Below are 18,704 nucleotides of genomic sequence, written 5' to 3'. Positions count from 1 at the left end.
GGCGCGGCTCTCGACAATTTTCAAACAGCCTCTGAGAGATGACCGCGCTCCCGGACATCCGCGAACAGGCCGCTGCCGCCGCGATTGGCCTCGTCGCCGGGGTGTGAGGTGACGTCCCCGGCGCCCTCCTCTGCTGAGATGCCCCGGAAGGCATCCGTCAGGGGCGGAAGGGCAGGAACTGAGCGAGGATCTTGCGCAGGGCAAGGGTGTTTCGCGACCGTCGGGACGCCGGGAAAGACCCCGGCCCCGGTTGGACGAAGACCGGATCGTGGACACCGGCGGGGATCATGGCAGGCTCCTGCGCCGTTCGGCGGCGGCCTCGGCCAGCATCTCGTCCCGAAGCGCGGGGCCTTGCGGCCAGGGGCCGAAGCCGCTGGCCGGGTTCACATGTCCGGCGTGGCCGAGGTCCACCAGCCGCGCGCCCCAGATGTGGGCGAGGTGGCGGGCGCGGTCGAAATCCATCCAGGGGTCGTCGCGGCTCGCCGCCACCGTCACCGGGATCGGCAGCGGCACCTCCGGCAGCGGCCCGAAGGCTGCCGTGCGCGGCGAACGGGAGGGCTCCGCCACGGCCACCAGCAGCGCGCCGGAGGCCCGGAGCTGTGGCCAGCGCGTGAGCACCCGCAGGATCAGCGCCGCGCCAAGGCTGTGCCCGACCAGAAACGCGCCGGGATGGGTCAGCAGCGCGCTGCCCAGTTCCACCTCCCAGCGGTCGGGGTGAGGGTTGCTCCAGTCCGCCTGTTCCACCACCAGCGCGGTGGGGTCGCGCTGCGCCCACCAGTGCTGCCAGTGCGGCGCGGGGGAGGCGTCGATGCCCGGCACGATCAGGGTGCGGGGCGCCGGTGCCCGAAGAGTCGCTGGGCGCTTCTGCTCTCGGCCATGGAACATGGGCTGTCTCCCGGTTCGTTACGCGTACAATATCCCCTGGTTCAGTGATCTTTTCCATTTTCCATTCACCGGACCGGACGGAAGGCTGTTCTCTCTCACGCCATGCGGACAGAGGGTTTCTTGCGGACCATTGTGGAACGGCTGTCGCGCAGAGAATTCCGTGTCGGTCCGGATGCGCCTTCGGCACGGGGAATGCGGGCGGTGTCGGAGGGCAATGCTCCCCGTCCTTCCGGAACCTCGGCTGGCGGTCACTCGCCCGGGCAGCACCGGGCCTCGGCCGCCGGCCCGGCGATCAGCCTTGCGGTGAGTTCGGCGGCCTGGGCGCGGATGTCCACGATGGCCAGCGCCTCCCAGCTCGCTACGCGGGCGGCCGGGCCGATGGCATGAAGCGGTGCGGGCGATGTGCCAACGCGGGGGATCACCCGGCCATCGGCGCCGACCTCCAGCCCGATGCGCAAAGGGTCGATCCGGCCGAGGCCCGAGCGCAGCAGATCGCGCAGCAGCGGCGGTGCATGTCGTTCCGGGTCGCGCAGCAGGCCCCTTCCGTCAGAGATCTGCGCGACCTTCAGCACCGCTTCCGTCCCGCCGCGCAGGGCGAGCCGCACCCGGAAGCCAGCGCCATCCCTCTCCACCGAGGCCACTCGGCCGGTGAGCAGCCGGACCTGACCGGAGGCCAGCGCCGCCTCAAGCCGCCGGGAAACGGGCTGGGGGATACGGTGACGGTGGACCTCCCAGAACCGGCGGGCGTGGCGCAGGAAACGGGCGCGTGTCCCCTCTGGCACGCTCTGCCACCAGAGCGCCAGATGCACGCGCGCGCCGTCCACGATGTCGCGCCAGTCGCCGCCGCGCGCTTCGTGCCAGCGCACCTGCGCCCGCAGCCAGCCGAGCGCATAGCCCGCCCCCGCGCCAAGCGGCAGGTCCGCCCGGTCCAGCGCGATGGGGCGGGAGGGGGCGTTGACCCGGGGCAGCAGCCCGCGGCGCGACAGGATGACGATCTCGCCGCGATGGTCGGCGTCAAGGAGCCGCATCACCCGGTCCACCATGGTCAGCCCGGTGCCGAGGATCAGCACCCGTGCCTGCGGGTCTTCGGGCAGTGGGGCGTGCCAGGGATCGCTGGCCGGGTGATTTGCGGCAAGCGGATCGTGCGGAGTATTTCCGGGGAGGCTGGCGAATGGGTCGTCCGGCATTGTGCCTGCCCCCGCCAGCAGATGCCCCGTGGCCAGCACCGCATCATCGGCGAGGATCATCCGGCCATCCGCCAGCCCGGCCACGATCCCGCCCCTTCTGGTGGCGAGGCTCACGCATTCCTGCCGCTCCCACCGCAGCCTTTCGTCATCCACCAGCAGGCTTTCGAGGTAATCGGCATAGAGATGGCGCGGCACGAAGCCCTGCGGATCCGAGGGCAGGCCGTGCCCGGTCAACCAGTCCAGAAAATGATCCGGCCGGTCGGCGAAGGCGCTCATCGCGCCGGAGCGGGTGTTGAGCAGATGCGCGTCATGCGGCGTATCATAGGCGATGCCCTGACCCAGCCGCCCCCGCGGTTCGACCAGCGTGACGCGCAGGCCCGCCGCCCCTTCGCGCAGCAGATGCGCGGCAAGGATCACCCCGCTGGCCCCGCCGCCAATGATGAGAATGTGGCGAACGGTCATCGCGTGACCCGCCACAGGGACTGCCCATTGCATGTTCCCGGCGAAGTCGGCAGTGGCCGGGGCATGGCATTCCGCGGCCCCCTCGCATCATGCGAAACCAGTGCGGCAGGCTGCCGGTTCAGCCCGCCGTCCTGAGCCGCGCTTCCACCGCCTCCGCGCCGCCCATGATGCGCAGATCGGCCAGCGACTTGCGGTCCAGCACGGAGACGATGGCCTCGCGCACCTCCAGCATGGTCAGACGGACGGCGCAGGTTTCCTCGTCCCGGCAGTCCTGACAGCGCACATAGGCCGTGCGCGAGGCACAGGGGATCGGCGCCAGCGGCCCCTCCAGCACGCGCAGCACATGACCCACCATCACCTCGCCCGGCGGGCGCGCCAGCATATAACCGCCGTGGCGACCCTTTTTCGTGGCGACGAAGCCCGCGTTGCGCAGATCGCCCAGAATCGTGTCGAGGAACTTCTTCGACATCCCCTCGGCCTCCGCGATCTCCCCCGACTGGGCCAGTTCCCCCTCCGCCTGCCCGGCAAGGTTGATGAGCGCCTTCAGCCCGTATTTTCCCTTCATCGTCAGCATGCGCCACCCCGGTTCGGCACCTGTTCATCCACTCGACATCTAGACGATTGCCCGGCGCGGGGCGAGAGAAAATCACGCGACCGTGCATCGGCGCAGGGAGGGGCGTAGCAGGCGCGAAGGCGGGAATGAGCACGGATGTGCAGGCGTGCGTGAAAGTAGGCATGGGCGCTCCGGCTGTGACGGCGGGGGTCACGGTGGCAGTCTACTGCCCGCCCTCGCCGGGCTGAATTCCATGCTTGCCGTGTGAACAGTGATCCTTTTCTCCGGAGGGGACGCGGAAAAGGGAGATCCCGCTGCGGGGCACGGATCGGTTCGTGGGGCCGCCTCAAGGCCGGTCTTCAGGACGACGGTTTCCGGCTCTGACCCCGCCGAGGCCCATGGCGGCAGCGGAGACGGGCCGCTCCAGTCGGCTTACCCGGACCGTTTCGGCACCAAGCCAGAGCGATGCGCAAGGTGTCCGGGTTTCATGACACTATACTTAACTGATTATAAAAGAAAAATTCTAACACCTCGCGATTCGGAACCGCCTTCCCGGGCTGAAGTCACCTGCTGTCAGAACAGACGGGAAGAAAAATCCCCCTCCCGATGGTGCGGCAAAGAGAGGCGTCATCCACGGGCTGAAGTGAAAACGAAAGGTGCCGGAAGTTTACTACATAAAATTGATAGACTAACCTTTGTTTATAGGGAAATCACCGTCGAGCACCGCCATGAGCTATCGCCTGAGCCTTCTGGACAAGAGCCCCACACACCCCGAGGCCGATGCGCTGGCCGCCACCGTCGCGCTGGCCGAGGCGGCCGACCGGCTGGGCTATCACCGCTACTGGCTGGCGGAGCATCACGGCTTCGACGCGCTTTCCAGCGCCGCGCCGGAGCTTCTGGTGGCCCACCTGCTGGCCCGCACGCGGGCCCTGCGCATCGGCACCGGCGGCATCCTGCTTCAGCATTACAGTCCCTACAAGGTGGCGGAGATCGCCGCGGTCCTGAGCCATCTCGGGCGGGGGCGGGTGGATATCGGCATCGGCAAGGCGCCGGGCGGGCTGCCGGGCAGCACCCGCGCGCTGCAATCCGAACGCGCCGCGCCGCGCGATTTTGAAACGAAGCTTGCCGAACTCGACGCCTGGCTGAAAGGCCGGGGCGAGGGGGCGGCGCTGCGCCCTGAACCGGCGGAAGGGCTGGAGCTCTTCCTGCTCGGCGCGAGCCCGGGCAGTGCCCGCACGGCCGCCGCGCTCGGCTGGGGTTTTGTCCATGCCGGGCATCACGACGGCGATGCGGAGGGGATCGGCCGCACGCTTGCCTCCGCAGGGCCCGCACTGCTCGCCGTCACCGCCTTTGCCGCGCCGACCCGGGCGGAGGCGGAGGAAGCGGTGGCCGATCTGCGCGTCTTCCGGCTGGAACTGCCGGACGGACAGGCGGTGAACCTCTCCTCCGCCGCTGCCGCCGAAGAATACGCCGCTCAGGCCGGGGCGCACGACTACACGATCCTTGAGCGCCGCCCCCGCATCGTCGCCGGTACGGCGGAGGACATCCATGAGGAACTGGCCGCGCTTCACCGGGACCATGGTCTGACGGAATTCGTCCTCGACATTCCGGTGGCCGATCCCGCGCGGCGGCTTCGCTCCATCGACCTCATCGCCCGCGCACGTCAGCGCCGGGCCGCCTGAAAGGAACCGATCATGTCCAACATCACCTTCGGGATCATGCTGAACGGCGCAGGCGGGCACATGAACGCCTGGAAACACCCCTCCGGCCCGGCGGATGCCAGCGTCAACCTCGACTTCCTGGCCCAGACCGCGCGCAAGGCGGAAGACGCCGGTGTGGCCTTCGCCTTCGTGGCCGACGGGCTCTATATCAACGAAAAGTCGATCCCGCATTTCCTCAACCGCTTCGAGCCGCTGACGCTGCTCTCTGCGCTCGCGCGGGAGACGCGCAAGATCGGCCTCGCGGGCACGGTTTCCACCTCCTATTCGGACCCGTTCACGGTGGCGCGGCAGTTCGCCTCGCTCGACCTCATTTCCGGCGGGCGCGCGGGCTGGAACGTGGTGACGACGCCGCTGGAGGGGACCGCGCTCAACTACTCCCGCCGGCATCCGGACCATGAGCTGCGCTATGAGATCGCCGATGAGTATCTGGAGGTGACGCAGGGGCTCTGGGATAGCTGGGACGAGGACGCCATCCTGCGCGACCGCGAGACGGGGCGCTTCTTCGACCCGGAGAAGCTGCATACGCTGAACCACAAGGGCCGCTTCTTCCAGGTGGCGGGGCCGCTCAACGTGCCGCGCTCGAAACAGGGGCAGCCGGTGATCTTTCAGGCGGGGTCTTCCGATGCCGGGATCGGGCTGGCGGGCAAATATGCCGATGCCGTCTTCACCCATTCCCCGAACCTTGAGGAGACGCGCGCCTTCACCACGCGGGTGAAGGATGCGGCCCAGGCGCATGGCCGCGCGCGGGATGACGTAAAGGTCTTCCCCGGCATCTCCCCCATCGTCGGGCGCACGCGGGAAGAGGCGGAGGCGAAATACCGCGCCATCCGCGACCTCATCACCATCGAGGAGGCGCTGGCCTATCTCGGTCGCTACTTCGACCATCACGACTTCACGCAATACGATCTCGACGCGCCCTTCCCGGACCTGGGCGAGATCGGGCGGAACTCCTTCCGCTCCACCACCGACCGGATCAAACGCGTAGCGAAGGACGAGGGCCAGACGCTGCGCGAAGCTGCGCTGGCTGCCGCCACGCCGCGCCCGAACTTCATCGGCACTGGCCCTGAGGTGGCGGAAGAGATCGTCCGCTGGATCGACGCGGGGGCGGCGGACGGGTTCATCCTCGGCTTCTCCGTCATTGCCGAGGGGCTGGAGGATTTCATCACGCTGGTCATCCCGGAGCTGGAGGCGCGCGGCCGCTATTCCCGCGAACTGACGGGCGAGACCCTGCGCGACCACCTCAACCTGCCGTTCCGGGAAAGCCGTTACCGCGCCGGTCTCGTCCCGCGCGCCGAAGCCAGCTGAGGATAATGTCATGACCATTGCCGACGCCATCGCGGTTCCCCAGGGCACCGCGCAGGACAGGATTGCCGAGACCATCGGCGAATTCATCGCGCTCCGGCAGGAGTTGCACCACCATCCCGAACTGGCCTTTCGGGAACAGCGCACAGCCACCCGGATCGCCGCCCTGCTGGAAGGTTGGGGCTACAATATCACCCGTCTGGCGGGCACCGGCGTGATCGGCACGCTTCGCAACGGCCCGGGGCGGGCCCTCGCCATCCGCGCCGATATCGACGCATTGCCGATTCACGAAGCGACGGGCCTGCCCTTCGCCTCCAACGTGCCGGGGGTCATGCACGCCTGCGGCCATGACGGGCATACGGCGATCCTTCTTGCTGCCGCGCGCTATCTGGCCGAAACGCGGCGGTTTCACGGCTCGCTGCATGTCATCTTTCAGCCTGCGGAGGAGGTGGGGCAGGGGGCCCGCCGACTGATCTCCGAGGGGCTCTTCGACCTTTTCCCGGTCGATGCGATATTCGGGCTGCACAACTGGCCGGGGGTGGAGGCGGGACGCTTCGGTTTCATCTCCGGTCCGGCGATGGCCGCCATCGACCGGGTGGATTTCCGCGTCCGGGGTAAGGGCGGCCATGGTGCCGCCCCGCATGAGGCGGTGGATCCGGTGGTGGCCGCCGCGCAGGCGATCACCGCGCTGCAATCGGTGGTCTCGCGCAATGTGAATCCGCTGGAGGCGGCGGTGGTCACGGTGGGCTCGATCCACGGCGGCACCGCCTCCAACGTCATTCCCGACAGCGTGGATATGCAACTCACGCTGCGCTCGTTTTCCTCCCCCACGCGGGAGGTGCTCGCGCGCCGGGTGCCCGCGCTTCTTTCCGGCATCGTCGAGGCTCTGGGAGCCGAAGCAGTGGTCGATTTCCGTCCGGGCTTCCCGCCGGTGGTGAACCATGCCGCCGAGGTGTCCTTCGCGCGAGACGTCGCCCGCGCCGCGCTTGGCGAGGATGCGGTGCTGCCCGCCCTTGCCCCCCGCACGGCCAGCGAGGATTTTGCCTGGTATCTGGCCGAACGACCGGGCGCCTTCCTCTTTCTGGGCAACGGCGAGGGCGCGCCGCTCCATTCCCCCGAATACCGTTTCAACGACGCGATCATCCTGCCCGGCGCCACCCTGTGGGCCGAACTGGCCGAGCGTTTTCTGACCCATCCCGGAGCCAACCAATGACACATGCCGCGACTCTCGCCGCCGATCCGGGGCAGGGCGATTTCACCCTGCGCTCCTCGCCGCTTGCGCCCGAGGCGCAGCCGCTGATCGAGGATCTGATCCGAGAATACGATGCCCGCTACGGCACGACCTTCGATCCCGCCGGTGCGCGGGCCGAGGTCTTCCGCTACCCGCCCGAGGCTTTCGCGCCGCCCTCCGGGGATTTCCTGCTGATCCGGCGGGCGGGTGAGACGATCGCCGGCGGCGCCTTCATGCGCTACGACGACGACACGGCGGAGCTGAAACGCATCTGGACGCGGGGCGATCTGCGCAAACAGGGTCTGGCCCGGCGCATCGTCGTCGCGCTGGAGGAAAGCGCCGCCGCTCTGGGCTATACCCGGCTCTATCTCACCACCGGCTATCTCCAGCCGGAGGCGGAAGGGCTTTATGTCTCGCTGGGCTACCGGCGGCTTTTCGATCCGGCCATCGACCGCGCGCTTTACCGCACGCTGCCCTTCGAGAAGCATATCGGCGCGAAGGCCGGTCAGCCCGGCACCACGCCCCTGAAGGAACCCGCCGCCACACCCGAGGAAGCCACCGAGCGGGTCCGCGCAGCCAAGGCCGAACACGCGGCCAAGATCGCCGCATTCGTCAGAAACGAGGCGGCGGAATGACCCTGCGCCTGAGCCGTTTCCGCCTCTCGGCCTCCGCCCGCCGGGTGCCTGCTGCATCCACGGCGCCGGTCGCGTCCCTGCATCGCGTGGCCGTTGCTTCGCCGACCCTGGTCCGGGAGGTGCGGCCATGACATCCACCGATTTCCCCTCCACCGCCCCGCCCCGCCCGCAGAGCCGCTTCCACGGCCTGCGCATCGTTCCGGCGAAGAACCACGGCCGCACCTTCGGCACCATCGCCGGGGCCATCGTGCTGGTCGCGGTGCTGAACTCCGTGCTGGGCAATCCCCGCTGGGGCTGGCCGGTCTTCGCTGAATGGTTCTTCTCGGAGCCGGTGCTGGTGGGCCTCGGGCGGACGCTGCTGCTGACGCTTCTCGGCTCGATCTTCGGCTTCGCGCTCGGTACCGTGCTGGCGCTGGCGCGGGTGTCTTCCTCGCCTTTGCTGGTGGCGGTGGCCTGGGGGTTCATCTGGCTCTTCCGCTCGATCCCGCTGATCGTGCTGCTGCTTTTGCTGAACAACCTCGGCTATCTCTATGAAACCGTGTCGCTCGGCGTGCCCTTCACCTCCATCACCTTCTGGAGCCACCCGACCACGCAGTTCCTGACCCCCTTCGCCGCCGCGGTGATCGGGCTCACGCTGAACCTCGGCGCCTTCTCGGCCGAGGCGATCCGGGGCGGCATCCTCTCGGTGGATCAGGGCCAGCACGAGGCGGCGGCCGCGCTTGGTCTCCCGACGGGGTTGCAGGCGCGCCGCATCGTGCTGCCGCAGGCGATGCGGGCCTTCCTGCCCACGGCCTTCAACGAGGTGATCGGCCTCGCCAAGGGCACCTCCATGGTCTATGTCCTTGCGATCCCGGAGCTTTTCTACACGGTCCAGATCATCTACCGCCGCAACCTCGAAGTTATCCCGCTCCTGATGGTGGCGACGGTCTGGTATCTGGTCATCCTTTCCGCCCTTTCCGTCGTCCAGTATTTCGTGGAGCGGCACTTCGCCCGGGGAGCGCTTCGGAATCCGCCTCCGAACCTTTACCGGCTGGCGCTGGAACGGGTGGGGCTGCTCAGCCCGGTCAGCCATGAGCCGGTGCGGGCTCAGGCGCCGGTGCTACCCGTCCACGGAAGCTGGGCCGAGGCGCTGCCGAAAGGGGGTGAGGTCTCGGTCGAGCAGGTCTCCAAGAGCTATGGCGCGAACAAGGTGCTGGACGGCGTGACGCTGACCTTCCCCTCCGGCTCCGTCACCGCGATCCTCGGGCAGTCGGGTTCCGGCAAATCGACGCTCCTGCGCTCCGTCAACCATCTGGAGCGGGTGGACGAGGGCTTCATCGCCATCGACGGCGAGCTGATCGGCTACCGGCGCGAGGGCGACACGCTCTACGAACTGAAGGAGAAGGACATCCTCACCCGCCGCGCCGATGTCGGCATGGTGTTCCAGAGCTTCAACCTCTTCCCGCATCTGACCGTTCTGGAAAACATCACTGCGGCGCCGGTGGCGGTGCGCGGCCTGCCGAAGCGGGAGGCCGAGCGTCTGGCGCGCGACCTTCTGGCCCGCGTCGGGCTGGGGGACAAGGCGGACGCCTATCCCCGCCAGCTTTCGGGCGGGCAGCAGCAGCGCGTGGCCATCGCCCGCACGCTGGCGCTGAAGCCGAAGGTGCTGCTCTTCGACGAACCCACCTCTGCGCTCGACCCCGAACTGGTGGGCGAGGTGCTGGCGGTGATCCGGGAACTCGCCCGCTCCGGCGTCACGCTCATCATCGTCACGCATGAGATGGGCTTCGCGCGCGAGGTGGCGGATACGGTCGTCTTCATGGACCGGGGCCGGGTGATCGAGGCTGGCCCGCCCGCGCAGATCTTCGCCAACCCGCGCCATCCTCGTACGGCGGAGTTCCTGGGCCGCGCGCTCTGAACCCCGTCCCGGCCCCGCCCGCAGAAGCGGGGCCTTTTCCGCCCCTCCCTCCTCCCCGTTGCGGGAGGGGCGGCCCCTTTACCCCCGACTTCCCGAAAGGACCGGACCCATGACCTGCAATCCCTTCCGTGGCGCCTTGCTAGCCGCCGCCCTTCTCCTCGGGCCTGCCGCCTTTGCCGCCGAACCCGGGGTGGACCTTTCACCCGAACAGCCGGGCCGCATCCGGGCCGAGAAGGTGCAGGCCGCCATCGACCTGCTGCCCGCGGATACCAAATGGGTGAACCCGGGCAAGTTCACCGTCGCCTCGGTGCCGAACCGGCTGCCCTTCGCCGTCTATGCCACGGACACGAAGACACCCGTCGGCGGCGAGCCCGACATCGCGCAACTGGTGGCCGACAGCCTCGGGCTGGAGCTGGAGCTCGTCCCCGTCGCCTGGGCGGACTGGCCGCTTGGCGTCACCTCCGGCAAATACGACGCGGCGATCCACAACATCACCGTGACGGAGGAACGCAAGGAGAAGTTCGACTTCGCCACCTACCGCACCGACCTCATTGGCTGGTATGTCGCGAAGGACAGCCCGATCCAGAAGATCGAAAAGGCGGAGGACATCGCCGGGCTGAAGGTCTCCGTCGTGGCGGGGACCAACCAGGAACAGATCCTGCTGCGCTGGATCGAGGAAAACAAGGCCAAGGGCCTGGCCGATACCGAAATCCTCTATTTCGATGACGAGGCGGTGGAGGATCTGGCGCTGGCCTCCGGGCGGCTGGATGCCTATCTTGGCCCCAACGCCACCTCCGCCTTCAAGGCCGCGCGCGAGGGCAAGCGGCGCAATGTCGGCACGCTGTCCGGCGGTTGGCCGGAAACGGCGGAGATCGCGGTGACGCTGAAGAAGGGCTCCGGCCTTGCTCCGGCCATCGCTGCCGCGCTGAACGCCCAGATCGCTAATGGCAATTACGGCAAGGCGCTGGACCGCTGGAACCTCTCCGCCGAGGCGATCACCGAAAGCCGGGTGAACCCGCCGGGCCTGCCGAAGTAACGCCCTCTCCGCCGGAGGCTCCCCGGCCTCCGGCTCCTTTCCCGGAGCCCTGCCATGACTTTCCCGCTTCCCGCCCGCCGTCTCGTGCTCTCCCTTCTGACGGGCCTCGCCCTGATCGCTGCCGCCAACTCGGTGCTGGCCGTCGATGTGTTCGACCTCGCCCCGGACAGGCCGGACCTCATCCGCACGGCGAGGAACCCGGCCGCCATCGCGAAGATCCCGGCGGGCTACGCCTTCGCCAATCCCGGCTTCTTCACCATCGCCAATACCGCGAGCGGCGGGCCGCCGCTCTCCACCTATGCCAATGACGCGAAGACTGTCGTCGGCGCGGATCCGGACATCGCCCGGCTGATCGCCGACGCGCTCGGGCTGGAACTGAAGACGGTTGTCGTGGCATGGGCGGACTGGCCGCTTGGGCTCACCTCGGGCAAATACGATGCCGTCATCTCCAATGTCGGCGTGACGGAGGAGCGCAAGGAGAAGTTCGATTTCTCCACCTACCGGCAGGGACTGCACGGGTTCTTCACGCTGAAGGACCGGGGCATCGAGAGGATCGCGGAGCCAAAGGATATCGCCGGGCTGCGCATCATCGTCGGCGCCGGCACCAATCAGGAGCGCATCCTGCTGGACTGGGACAGGCTGAACCGCGAGGCCGGGCTGGCGCCGGTGGAACTCCAGTATTTCGACGATGAGGCGACGCGGCTCATTGCCCTGCGGTCGGGGCGGGCGGATGTGATCGTCCAGCCGCATGCCCAGCTCGTCTATATCGCCGCGCGGGATGGCGACATTCGCCGCGTGGGCACGCTCTCCGCCGGCTGGCCGGAACGCTCGGATGTCGCGGTGACCACGCGCAGGGGCTCGGGCCTCGCCGAGGCCGTGACGGAGGCGCTGAATGGCGCCATCGCGGATGGCAGCTATGCCCGCGTGCTGGAACGCTGGCAACTGACGGAGGAAGCGCTGCCGGAAAGCCAAACCAACCCGCCGGGCCTGCCGAAATACTGACGCTGGGGGCCGCCGCGCATGGAATCCATCCTCGGCACCTCCCGAAGGAACAGACCGATGACCGACGTTATAGGGGAAACCTCCTCAGATTCTCCCGAGGGCCGTCTTCGAGGGGCTGGCCGTGGAATACGACCGCAGCTACCGCTCTGACCACCGGGTTCCGTCAGCCGGAGGCGGTCGCGCTCTATCGCCGCCACGCTGTTCGACCCTTCCGTCGATCCGGCGTTCTACCGCTCGCTCCCCTTCGAGAAGGCCCTTGCCGAAGGGTTGCCGCCGTGACCGCAATCAAGGCCGTGCAGTCCGAGCGGATCTTTGCCCGCCACCCGCAACAGAAGGAAACCGCATGACCGCGCCTTTCCGTGGCATCCGCCACCTCGCCTTCCTGATCCCCGGTTCCTTCGCGCCCGACGCCCCCGCCGCGGGGCTTGAGGAAACGCTGCGCGTTTTCACCTATGCCGAGGAACTGGGCTATGACAGCGCATGGGTCCGGCAGCGGCATCTGGAAAGCGGGGTCTCCTCGGCTGCGGTCTTCCTCGCCGCCGCCTCGCAGCGCACCTCCCGCATCGGGTTGGGTAGCGCGGTGATCCAGCTTGACTATGAAAACCCGTTCCGGCTGGCCGAGGATCTGGCGCTGGCCGATACGCTGTCCGGCGGGCGGCTGAACGTGGGCGTCAGCACCGGCACCGCACCCTTCGCCGAGGTTCTGGGCGAGATGTTCGTGCCGCCCCCGCCCGGCGGGCGCTATGTTCAGGCGGAGCGGCTGCGGCGGGCGCTTTCCGGCCTGCCGCTGGTGCCGGAGGCGATCGCTGGCAATGCGGCGGGCAAACAGGTGCCGCGCGTCCAGCCGCATTCGCCGGGGCTTCTCGGGCGGCTCTGGTATGGCGCGGGCTCTGGTTCCTCGGCCGAATGGGCGGCGCAGGCGGGGTTCAACCTGCTGACCGGCAATATCCTCTCCGGCGAGACGACGGGTGATTTCCTGACCGCGCAGCTTCGCCTCGTGCGGCTCTTCCGCGCCGGATGGCGGGGGGAGGCGCCGGCGCGCGTGGCGGTCGGCCGGGTGATCCTGCCCACGGATGGCGCCAGCGCGGAAACGGCGGCGCGTTACCGCGCCTTCGCGGCCTCGCGCGATGAACGCACCCGGGCCCCCGCCGCGACCCCGCGCCGCACGCTCTACCTGCCAGACCTGGTGGGCCCGGTGGAGGAGATCGCACAGCGCCTGCGCGCGGATCCCGTGCTGGCGGAGGCCGAGGAGCTTCGTCTGGAACTGCCCTATGAATTCGGAGGCGACGACTACCGCCAGATTCTGCGTGATGGCCTGCGGCTGCGCGCATTGCTGGCGGCGCCCGCTCTGGCGGAGGCGTGACGCACGAGCTATCGCATCGGAATTCTGGACAAGCCCCCCGCGACAACGGCGAACCCGCCAAGCGCGTGCTGGCGCGGATGCGGGAACTAACGTGGGCTACAGCCGCTTCTGGGTGGCGGAGCCCCGTGCAATGGCAGGCCAGCCGGTCCGAGGCCTGCGTTCGTCTCGGCGCGGAGCTGGCCGAGGTGGTCTATACATCGCAGCAGGCGGTGGGTTTCGTCACCCGTTTGCGGGCGCTGGCGCGCGGCGGACCGCCATGCTTGCGCGCGTTCCACTCGCCTTCTGCCCCGGCCCCTGCGCCCCCCGATATCCGGGGCTTGCACGCCAGCACTCGCCCCGGCCACGAGATTTCTGCGTGGGTCGTGGCTCACGCGATAGCTTCGACACGAGTTGCCGGTACCCACCTTCGCGACGATTCGCGCTGACATCCGGTTTCACCATCGAAGGTGTTCTGCCGAAGGGGCTGTGCAGAGGTAGATTTTCCATGCCTCAGGGGCGCGACAGTTGCGCTGTTGTCTTTTCCGCGGTGCCCTCCGGAAGGGCTGGACCGTCATCGGACACGGATTCAGGATGGCGCTGTCACCCGGTTCCGGGCGGTCGGAACGGCCCCCGCAGCAGATCAGGAGGGATCGGCCATGAACGCATATACTGACAACTTTGGCACGAAGAAATGTGGTGGACTGGCTGCGGACATTATCGGACAGGTGACGCCTGCCGAGGCGTGGGATCTGGCCTCGCGCGGGGTTGCGGCACTGCTTGATGTCCGCACCATCGAAGAGCGCGCCTTTGTCGGGCGCGTGCCCGGATCCCTGCATGTTGCCTGGGCGACCGGCACCGCGATGAACCGTAATCCGCATTTCGTCCGGCAGGTGGCGGCGCTGCTGGCGAAGGACACGCAGATCCTGTTGTTGTGCCGCAGCGGCAAGCGGTCCGCACATGCGGCAGAGGCGCTGCGCAAGGCAGGGTTCACCCGCGTCTTCAATGTCCTCGAAGGCTTCGAGGGGGAAAAGGACGCCACGGGCCAGCGCGGCAAGGCCGATGGCTGGCGGTTCCACGGCCTGCCCTGGGAACAGGATTGAGCCTCCGGAATGGCCCGGGCCTGGCGGTGCAAACGAGATCATATCGAATGAATTCTGAAACCTACCCCCACGCCGTCCCGGCCCCTGCGCTCGATGCCGGGAGGCTGGACGCCATCGTGCAGGAACTGGCTTCGCTGCGCCGTCAGTGGCGCGACAGGCACCACCGCATTCAGGAACCCGGTGCGCGCGAATTGCCCGCACCCGAGCGGGTCGGCCAGATCGTCGAGGCGCTGCGCGGTGCCCTGTTCCCGATGCGTCTTGGCCCCGCCGACCTGCGGCAGGAGAACGAGAACCGTTATATCGCGCTGACGCTTGATTCCGCGCTGAGCGAGCTGGTCTCGCAGGTGCGGCTGGAACTGGCCTGGGCCGTCCGTCATGCGCCTGCGGACGCACCGCCGCCTGCGATGGCCGAAGACCTCGTTGCCCAATTCGCGGCCGGGTTGCCGGAAATCCGGCGGCTGCTCGATACCGATGTGACGGCGGCCTTTCGGGCCGATCCGGCCGCGCGCAGCGTGGACGAGGTGCTGCTGTGCTATCCCGGCATCCATGCGCTGATCAATCACCGCATCGCGCACCGGCTGCACCGGCTCGGCCTGCCGCTGATCGCGCGGCTTGTGTCCGAACATGCGCATGGGACCACCGGCATCGACATCCATCCGGGCGCGACGATCGGCGAGGAATTCTTCATCGACCACGGCACCGGCGTCGTGATCGGGGCGACGGCGATCATCGGTGACAGGGTGCAGTTGTTTCAGGCCGTCACGCTGGGGGCCAAGAGCTTTCCTGTCGATCAGGAGGGGCAGGCGCTCAAGGGTCTGCCCCGGCATCCGATCATCGAGGATGACGTGGTGATCTACTCCGGCGCGACCGTTCTGGGCCGCGTGACCATCGGGCGCGGCTCGGTCCTCGGCGGCAGTGTCTGGGTGACCGAAGACGTGCCGCCCCATTCCCTCGTTTCACAGGCGCGCGTGCGCTCTGCGGATCAACCGGCGGAGCGAAGGACCGCCTGAGCCGCCGCGTCCCGCGGCCTTCCCCAATCCACCCCCAAACTGTCGGAACACGATACATGACAGACATGACTCCCCAGGCCGCGCTCGGCGATACCGCCGCCCGGCAGCTTGCCAATGCGACCAAGACGGCGCCCATCCTGCCGACGATCAGCCCGCGCTGGCTGGTCCACCTGCTGCAATGGGTGCCGGTAGAGGCCGGTATCTACCGGCTCAACACGGTCAGCAATGCCGATCAGGTGCAGGTCGCCTGCACGGCGCGCGAAGACGAATCCGCGCTGCCGCAGACCTTCGTCGATTATGACGAAACGCCGCGGGAATACTTCCTGAATGGCGTTTCGACCATCGTCGATGTCCACACGCGGATTTCCGATCTTTATTCCAGCCCCTTCGATCAGGTGAAGGAACAACTGCGTCTGGCGATCGAGACGATCAAGGAAACCCAGGAAGGCCAGTTGATTAACAATCCCGATTACGGGTTGCTCGCCAATGTCCATCCCGATCAGGTGCTGTTCCCGCTGACCGGGGCACCGACGCCCGACGATCTCGATCTGCTGATCGCGAAGGTGTGGAAAGAGCCCGCCTTCTTCCTGACCCATCCGGATGCCATCGCGGCCTTCGGTCGCGAGGCGACGCGCCGCGGCGTACCGCCGCCGACGGTATCGCTGTTCGGCTCGCAGTTCCTCACCTGGCGCGGGCTGCCGCTGATCCCTTCGGACAAGGTGCCGGTGGTGGATGGCAAGACCAAGATCCTGCTTTTGCGCGTGGGCGACAAGCGGCAGGGCGTCGTCGGCCTGTATCAGCCCGGCCTTGCGGGAGAACAGAGCCCCGGCCTGTCGGTGCGCTTCATGGGGATCAACCGGGCGGCCATCGCCTCTTATCTGATCAGCCTCTATTGCAGCCTGGTGGTGCAGTCGCCCGATGCGCTGGCGGTCCTGGACGAAGTGGAGATCGGAAAGTTCCATGACTATGCCGACACCTACAAGTAACCCGGTCCCGGCTCTGCCGGATGCCGTTCCGCCCGCCGGGTTTCCGGATGTCGGCACGCTGACGCAACTGGCGTCGCAGTTCTTTGCAGCCCTGCCGGGAACGGCCGGGCAACCGGGCGGTGGTTTCCCGGCAAATCCGGTGCCGCGCGATCCTACGCCCGCGGGCTTCTCCCCCGGTCCGCTGGCCAACGGACCGGCGTTGCCCGGCAGTCTTGCGCCCGGGGCCAATATCGTGCCGACCACGCCGCAGGATCTGGCGGCGGGCCTCGCCTCGGGTCCGGCGCTGGTGCCGAAATCGGCTGCGGTGAACGGTGTGCCGGATCACGCGACCATCGTGCCGCCCGCAATCAACGGGCGCTTCGGCGGCCACGCGCTTGGCGTGCCGCAGGTCAGCCCGCGCGCGCATCCGGCGACCACGGCCCCGTTCTACTTCCTCGACGATGCGGCGGATCACACGCCGCGCACGTCCGCCGATACCGTCCCGAAAGAGGATCTGCTCAGTGCGCAGAGTTTCGGCCTGCCGGGGGCGGCCGATCTGAAGGCGCTGCTGTCCCCTGCGGCTGCGCCCTCTGCGGGGGCCCCCGAAGGCGCCTATTATTTCGCGGCCCCGAAGCAGACCGAGGCGCCACACCGCAACACCGGGCATCCCGCCTTCGACGTTCATGCCGTGCGCCGCGATTTCCCGATCCTTCAGGAACGGGTGAATGGCCGCCCGCTCGTCTGGTTCGACAATGCCGCGACCACCCACAAACCGCGTCAGGTGATCGAGCGGCTCTCTTATTTCTACGAACACGAGAACTCGAACATCCACCGCGCGGCGCACGAACTTGCCGCCCGCGCGACGGATGCCTATGAAAAGGCGCGCGAAACTGTGCGTCGTTTTATTGGTGCGCCGTCGGCGGACGAAGTGATTTTCGTGCGTGGCACGACTGAAGGCATCAACCTGATCGCCAGCACATGGGGGGCAAAGAATATCGGCGAGGGGGACGAGATCATCGTCTCGCATCTGGAACATCACGCCAATATCGTGCCCTGGCAGCAACTCGCCCTGAAGACCGGCGCGAAGATCAAGGTGATCCCCGTCGATGACGATGGTCAGGTCATCTTGTCGGAATACCAGCGTCTGCTGGGGCCGAGGGTAAAGCTGGTCTCGGTCACGCAGGTGTCGAACGCACTTGGCACTGTGGTTCCGGTGAAGGAGATCGTCGCGCTTGCCCATCGCAATGGTTCGCTTGCGCTGGTGGATGGCGCGCAGTCGGTCAGCCACATGCGGGTGAACGTTCAGGATCTTGGCGCGGATTTCCTTGTATTTTCCGGCCACAAGATTTTTGGCCCGACCGGGATCGGCGCCGTCTGGGGGCGCAGGGAACTGCTTGAGGACATGCCCCCTTGGCAGGGTGGCGGCAACATGATCGCCGATGTCACCTTCGAGCGTACCCTGTTTCAGCCGCCGCCAAATAAATTCGAGGCGGGCACAGGTAATATCGCCGATGCCGTGGGGCTTGGCGCTGCGCTGGAATATGTCGAACATTGGGGCATCGAGAATATCGGCCGCTATGAACACGGGCTTCTCGACTATGCGACCACGCATCTGCGCCCGATCAAGGGCGTCCGCATCGTCGGCACCGCCCGGGAAAAGGCAAGTGTGCTATCTTTCGTACTCGATGGATATTCGACCGACGAAGTGGGACGCGCGCTGAATGCCGAGGGCATCGCGGTGCGCACCGGGCACCATTGTGCCCAGCCGATCCTGCGACGTATGGGAGTGGAGACGACGGTGCGCCCCTCGCTCGCCTTCTATAACACCTGCGAAGAGGTGGACCGTTTCATTGCGGTGATCCGTCGCCTGGCGCGCAGATGACCGTCGTCGCCTGACGCAGCGCCATGGCGGAGGGTTTCCGCCTGAGCGCGCTCTGGTCCGGGGCGCCGACAGGATCGTGCACGCCACCCCCGGCGGCATGGGCGGTGGCCCCGTGCACCCTCGCAAGCGGTCGGCCTGAAGGTTGCGGATACCCCGTTTCCTGCAAAGAGACCTTCCGCGCTTCACATCCAGTCATCCAGCGCGGCGGTTCTTTCCATAACCGGCCAGATATCCGGATGCCGAGGGGGTGTGATTTCGCGCAACCATGTGATACTTTGTCGCTATTCACCTGATGAAAACCGGAAATGGAGTCGGCTAGAATATAGGCTAGCATGATGCTTCGCGTTGAAGGCGAGACGATCGGGCTATTCGAGCCATTGATGATTTCGGAAGGCTCCCCGGATCGGGCATCTCTAAATGACCTAGTGTTCCGAGTTTGACATATACTATCGGTTTCCCCTGATATCATTGAGGGCGTCTCGCCTCGCCGCTGC

The 18,704-nt window shown here is 67.5% G+C and carries 16 protein-coding genes and 1 pseudogene; 13 read left to right on the top strand and 4 right to left on the bottom strand.

Going from position 1 to position 18,704, the window contains the following annotated elements; genetic code table 11:
* Positions 1-157: 157 nt before the first annotated feature.
* The 4 genes from QM789_RS04815 to QM789_RS04800 form a co-directional block, all read right to left on the bottom strand.
* Complete coding sequence (locus QM789_RS04815) at positions 158-289, bottom strand: hypothetical protein (protein ID WP_420350833.1); 132 nt, start codon at positions 287-289, stop codon at positions 158-160.
* Positions 286-885 (bottom strand): RBBP9/YdeN family alpha/beta hydrolase, encoded by a 600-nt coding sequence (locus QM789_RS04810; protein WP_420350832.1) that lies wholly within the window; start codon positions 883-885, stop codon positions 286-288. Before QM789_RS04810 ends, QM789_RS04815 begins: the two co-directional genes overlap by 4 nt.
* 248 nt (positions 886-1,133) lie before the next feature.
* Complete coding sequence (locus tag QM789_RS04805) at positions 1,134-2,534, bottom strand: FAD/NAD(P)-binding protein (protein WP_420350831.1); 1,401 nt, start codon at positions 2,532-2,534, stop codon at positions 1,134-1,136.
* 118 nt (positions 2,535-2,652) lie between these two features.
* The gene (locus QM789_RS04800; protein WP_420350830.1) at positions 2,653-3,108 is read right to left on the bottom strand and encodes an RrF2 family transcriptional regulator; all 456 of its coding nucleotides are present in this window, start codon (positions 3,106-3,108) and stop codon (positions 2,653-2,655) included.
* A gap of 707 nt (positions 3,109-3,815) precedes the next feature.
* Between QM789_RS04800 and QM789_RS04795 the strand changes: the two genes are divergently transcribed.
* The 13 genes and pseudogenes from QM789_RS04795 to QM789_RS04735 all read left to right on the top strand — a co-directional run bounded on the left by QM789_RS04795 (position 3,816) and on the right by QM789_RS04735 (position 18,210).
* Positions 3,816-4,769 (top strand): MsnO8 family LLM class oxidoreductase, encoded by a 954-nt coding sequence (locus QM789_RS04795; RefSeq protein ID WP_420350829.1) that lies wholly within the window; start codon positions 3,816-3,818, stop codon positions 4,767-4,769.
* A gap of 12 nt (positions 4,770-4,781) precedes the next feature.
* On the top strand, positions 4,782-6,113 hold the full coding sequence (locus tag QM789_RS04790) for an LLM class flavin-dependent oxidoreductase (protein ID WP_420350828.1): 1,332 nt from the start codon (positions 4,782-4,784) through the stop codon (positions 6,111-6,113).
* A 10-nt stretch (positions 6,114-6,123) separates the two neighbouring features.
* The gene (locus tag QM789_RS04785; protein ID WP_420350827.1) at positions 6,124-7,323 is read left to right on the top strand and encodes a M20 aminoacylase family protein; all 1,200 of its coding nucleotides are present in this window, start codon (positions 6,124-6,126) and stop codon (positions 7,321-7,323) included.
* Entirely contained in the window at positions 7,320-7,976 is a 657-nt protein-coding gene (locus tag QM789_RS04780; protein ID WP_420350826.1) for a GNAT family N-acetyltransferase, read from the top strand. The genes QM789_RS04785 and QM789_RS04780 overlap by 4 nt, the downstream gene beginning before the upstream one ends.
* A gap of 127 nt (positions 7,977-8,103) precedes the next feature.
* Positions 8,104-8,943 (top strand): annotated as a pseudogene (locus tag QM789_RS04775) (amino acid ABC transporter permease); the annotation flags it as partial.
* A 162-nt stretch (positions 8,944-9,105) separates the two neighbouring features.
* Positions 9,106-9,873: an amino acid ABC transporter ATP-binding protein gene (locus QM789_RS04770; protein ID WP_420351147.1), complete on the top strand. Its 768-nt coding sequence runs from the start codon at positions 9,106-9,108 to the stop codon at positions 9,871-9,873.
* Positions 9,874-9,982: 109 nt separating this feature from the next.
* Entirely contained in the window at positions 9,983-10,909 is a 927-nt protein-coding gene (locus QM789_RS04765) for an ABC transporter substrate-binding protein (protein ID WP_420350825.1), read from the top strand.
* A gap of 54 nt (positions 10,910-10,963) precedes the next feature.
* Positions 10,964-11,911, top strand: coding sequence for an ABC transporter substrate-binding protein (locus tag QM789_RS04760; protein WP_420350824.1), 948 nt, complete (start codon positions 10,964-10,966; stop codon positions 11,909-11,911).
* A gap of 343 nt (positions 11,912-12,254) precedes the next feature.
* Complete coding sequence (locus QM789_RS04755; RefSeq protein ID WP_420350823.1) at positions 12,255-13,274, top strand: LLM class flavin-dependent oxidoreductase; 1,020 nt, start codon at positions 12,255-12,257, stop codon at positions 13,272-13,274.
* A gap of 635 nt (positions 13,275-13,909) precedes the next feature.
* Positions 13,910-14,353 (top strand): rhodanese-like domain-containing protein, encoded by a 444-nt coding sequence (locus QM789_RS04750; RefSeq protein ID WP_420350822.1) that lies wholly within the window; start codon positions 13,910-13,912, stop codon positions 14,351-14,353.
* 47 nt (positions 14,354-14,400) lie between these two features.
* Positions 14,401-15,363 carry a serine O-acetyltransferase EpsC gene (epsC, locus tag QM789_RS04745; RefSeq protein ID WP_420350821.1) on the top strand — a complete coding sequence of 321 codons (963 nt, stop codon included), beginning with the start codon at positions 14,401-14,403 and terminating at the stop codon, positions 15,361-15,363.
* A 56-nt stretch (positions 15,364-15,419) separates the two neighbouring features.
* On the top strand, positions 15,420-16,349 hold the full coding sequence (locus QM789_RS04740; protein ID WP_420350820.1) for a family 2A encapsulin nanocompartment shell protein: 930 nt from the start codon (positions 15,420-15,422) through the stop codon (positions 16,347-16,349).
* Positions 16,324-18,210, top strand: a complete 1,887-nt coding sequence (locus QM789_RS04735; protein WP_420350819.1) for a family 2A encapsulin nanocompartment cargo protein cysteine desulfurase — start codon at positions 16,324-16,326, stop codon at positions 18,208-18,210. Before QM789_RS04740 ends, QM789_RS04735 begins: the two co-directional genes overlap by 26 nt.
* The last annotated feature ends 494 nt before the right edge of the window (positions 18,211-18,704 follow it).

Source organism: Paenirhodobacter sp. (assembly GCF_047600745.1).
GTDB lineage: Bacteria > Pseudomonadota > Alphaproteobacteria > Rhodobacterales > Rhodobacteraceae > Rhodobacter.
Note: the sequence above shows the minus strand (reverse complement) of the source record. Positions and strands in the feature narration are given on the sequence as shown.

What these genes read in the sequence shown, in the direction of transcription:
- QM789_RS04780 (WP_420350826.1), top strand. Translation starts at nt 7,320, where the DNA reads ATGACACATGCCGCGACTCTCGCCGCCGATCCGGGGCAGGGCGATTTC.
- QM789_RS04810 (WP_420350832.1), bottom strand. Translation starts at nt 885, where the DNA reads ATGTTCCATGGCCGAGAGCAGAAGCGCCCAGCGACTCTTCGGGCACCG.
- QM789_RS04755 (WP_420350823.1), top strand. Translation starts at nt 12,255, where the DNA reads ATGACCGCGCCTTTCCGTGGCATCCGCCACCTCGCCTTCCTGATCCCC.
- QM789_RS04760 (WP_420350824.1), top strand. Translation starts at nt 10,964, where the DNA reads ATGACTTTCCCGCTTCCCGCCCGCCGTCTCGTGCTCTCCCTTCTGACG.
- QM789_RS04795 (WP_420350829.1), top strand. Translation starts at nt 3,816, where the DNA reads ATGAGCTATCGCCTGAGCCTTCTGGACAAGAGCCCCACACACCCCGAG.
- QM789_RS04750 (WP_420350822.1), top strand. Translation starts at nt 13,910, where the DNA reads ATGAACGCATATACTGACAACTTTGGCACGAAGAAATGTGGTGGACTG.
- QM789_RS04815 (WP_420350833.1), bottom strand. Translation starts at nt 289, where the DNA reads ATGATCCCCGCCGGTGTCCACGATCCGGTCTTCGTCCAACCGGGGCCG.
- epsC (WP_420350821.1), top strand. Translation starts at nt 14,401, where the DNA reads ATGAATTCTGAAACCTACCCCCACGCCGTCCCGGCCCCTGCGCTCGAT.
- QM789_RS04735 (WP_420350819.1), top strand. Translation starts at nt 16,324, where the DNA reads ATGACTATGCCGACACCTACAAGTAACCCGGTCCCGGCTCTGCCGGAT.
- QM789_RS04765 (WP_420350825.1), top strand. Translation starts at nt 9,983, where the DNA reads ATGACCTGCAATCCCTTCCGTGGCGCCTTGCTAGCCGCCGCCCTTCTC.
- QM789_RS04805 (WP_420350831.1), bottom strand. Translation starts at nt 2,534, where the DNA reads ATGACCGTTCGCCACATTCTCATCATTGGCGGCGGGGCCAGCGGGGTG.
- QM789_RS04785 (WP_420350827.1), top strand. Translation starts at nt 6,124, where the DNA reads ATGACCATTGCCGACGCCATCGCGGTTCCCCAGGGCACCGCGCAGGAC.
- QM789_RS04740 (WP_420350820.1), top strand. Translation starts at nt 15,420, where the DNA reads ATGACAGACATGACTCCCCAGGCCGCGCTCGGCGATACCGCCGCCCGG.
- QM789_RS04800 (WP_420350830.1), bottom strand. Translation starts at nt 3,108, where the DNA reads ATGCTGACGATGAAGGGAAAATACGGGCTGAAGGCGCTCATCAACCTT.
- QM789_RS04790 (WP_420350828.1), top strand. Translation starts at nt 4,782, where the DNA reads ATGTCCAACATCACCTTCGGGATCATGCTGAACGGCGCAGGCGGGCAC.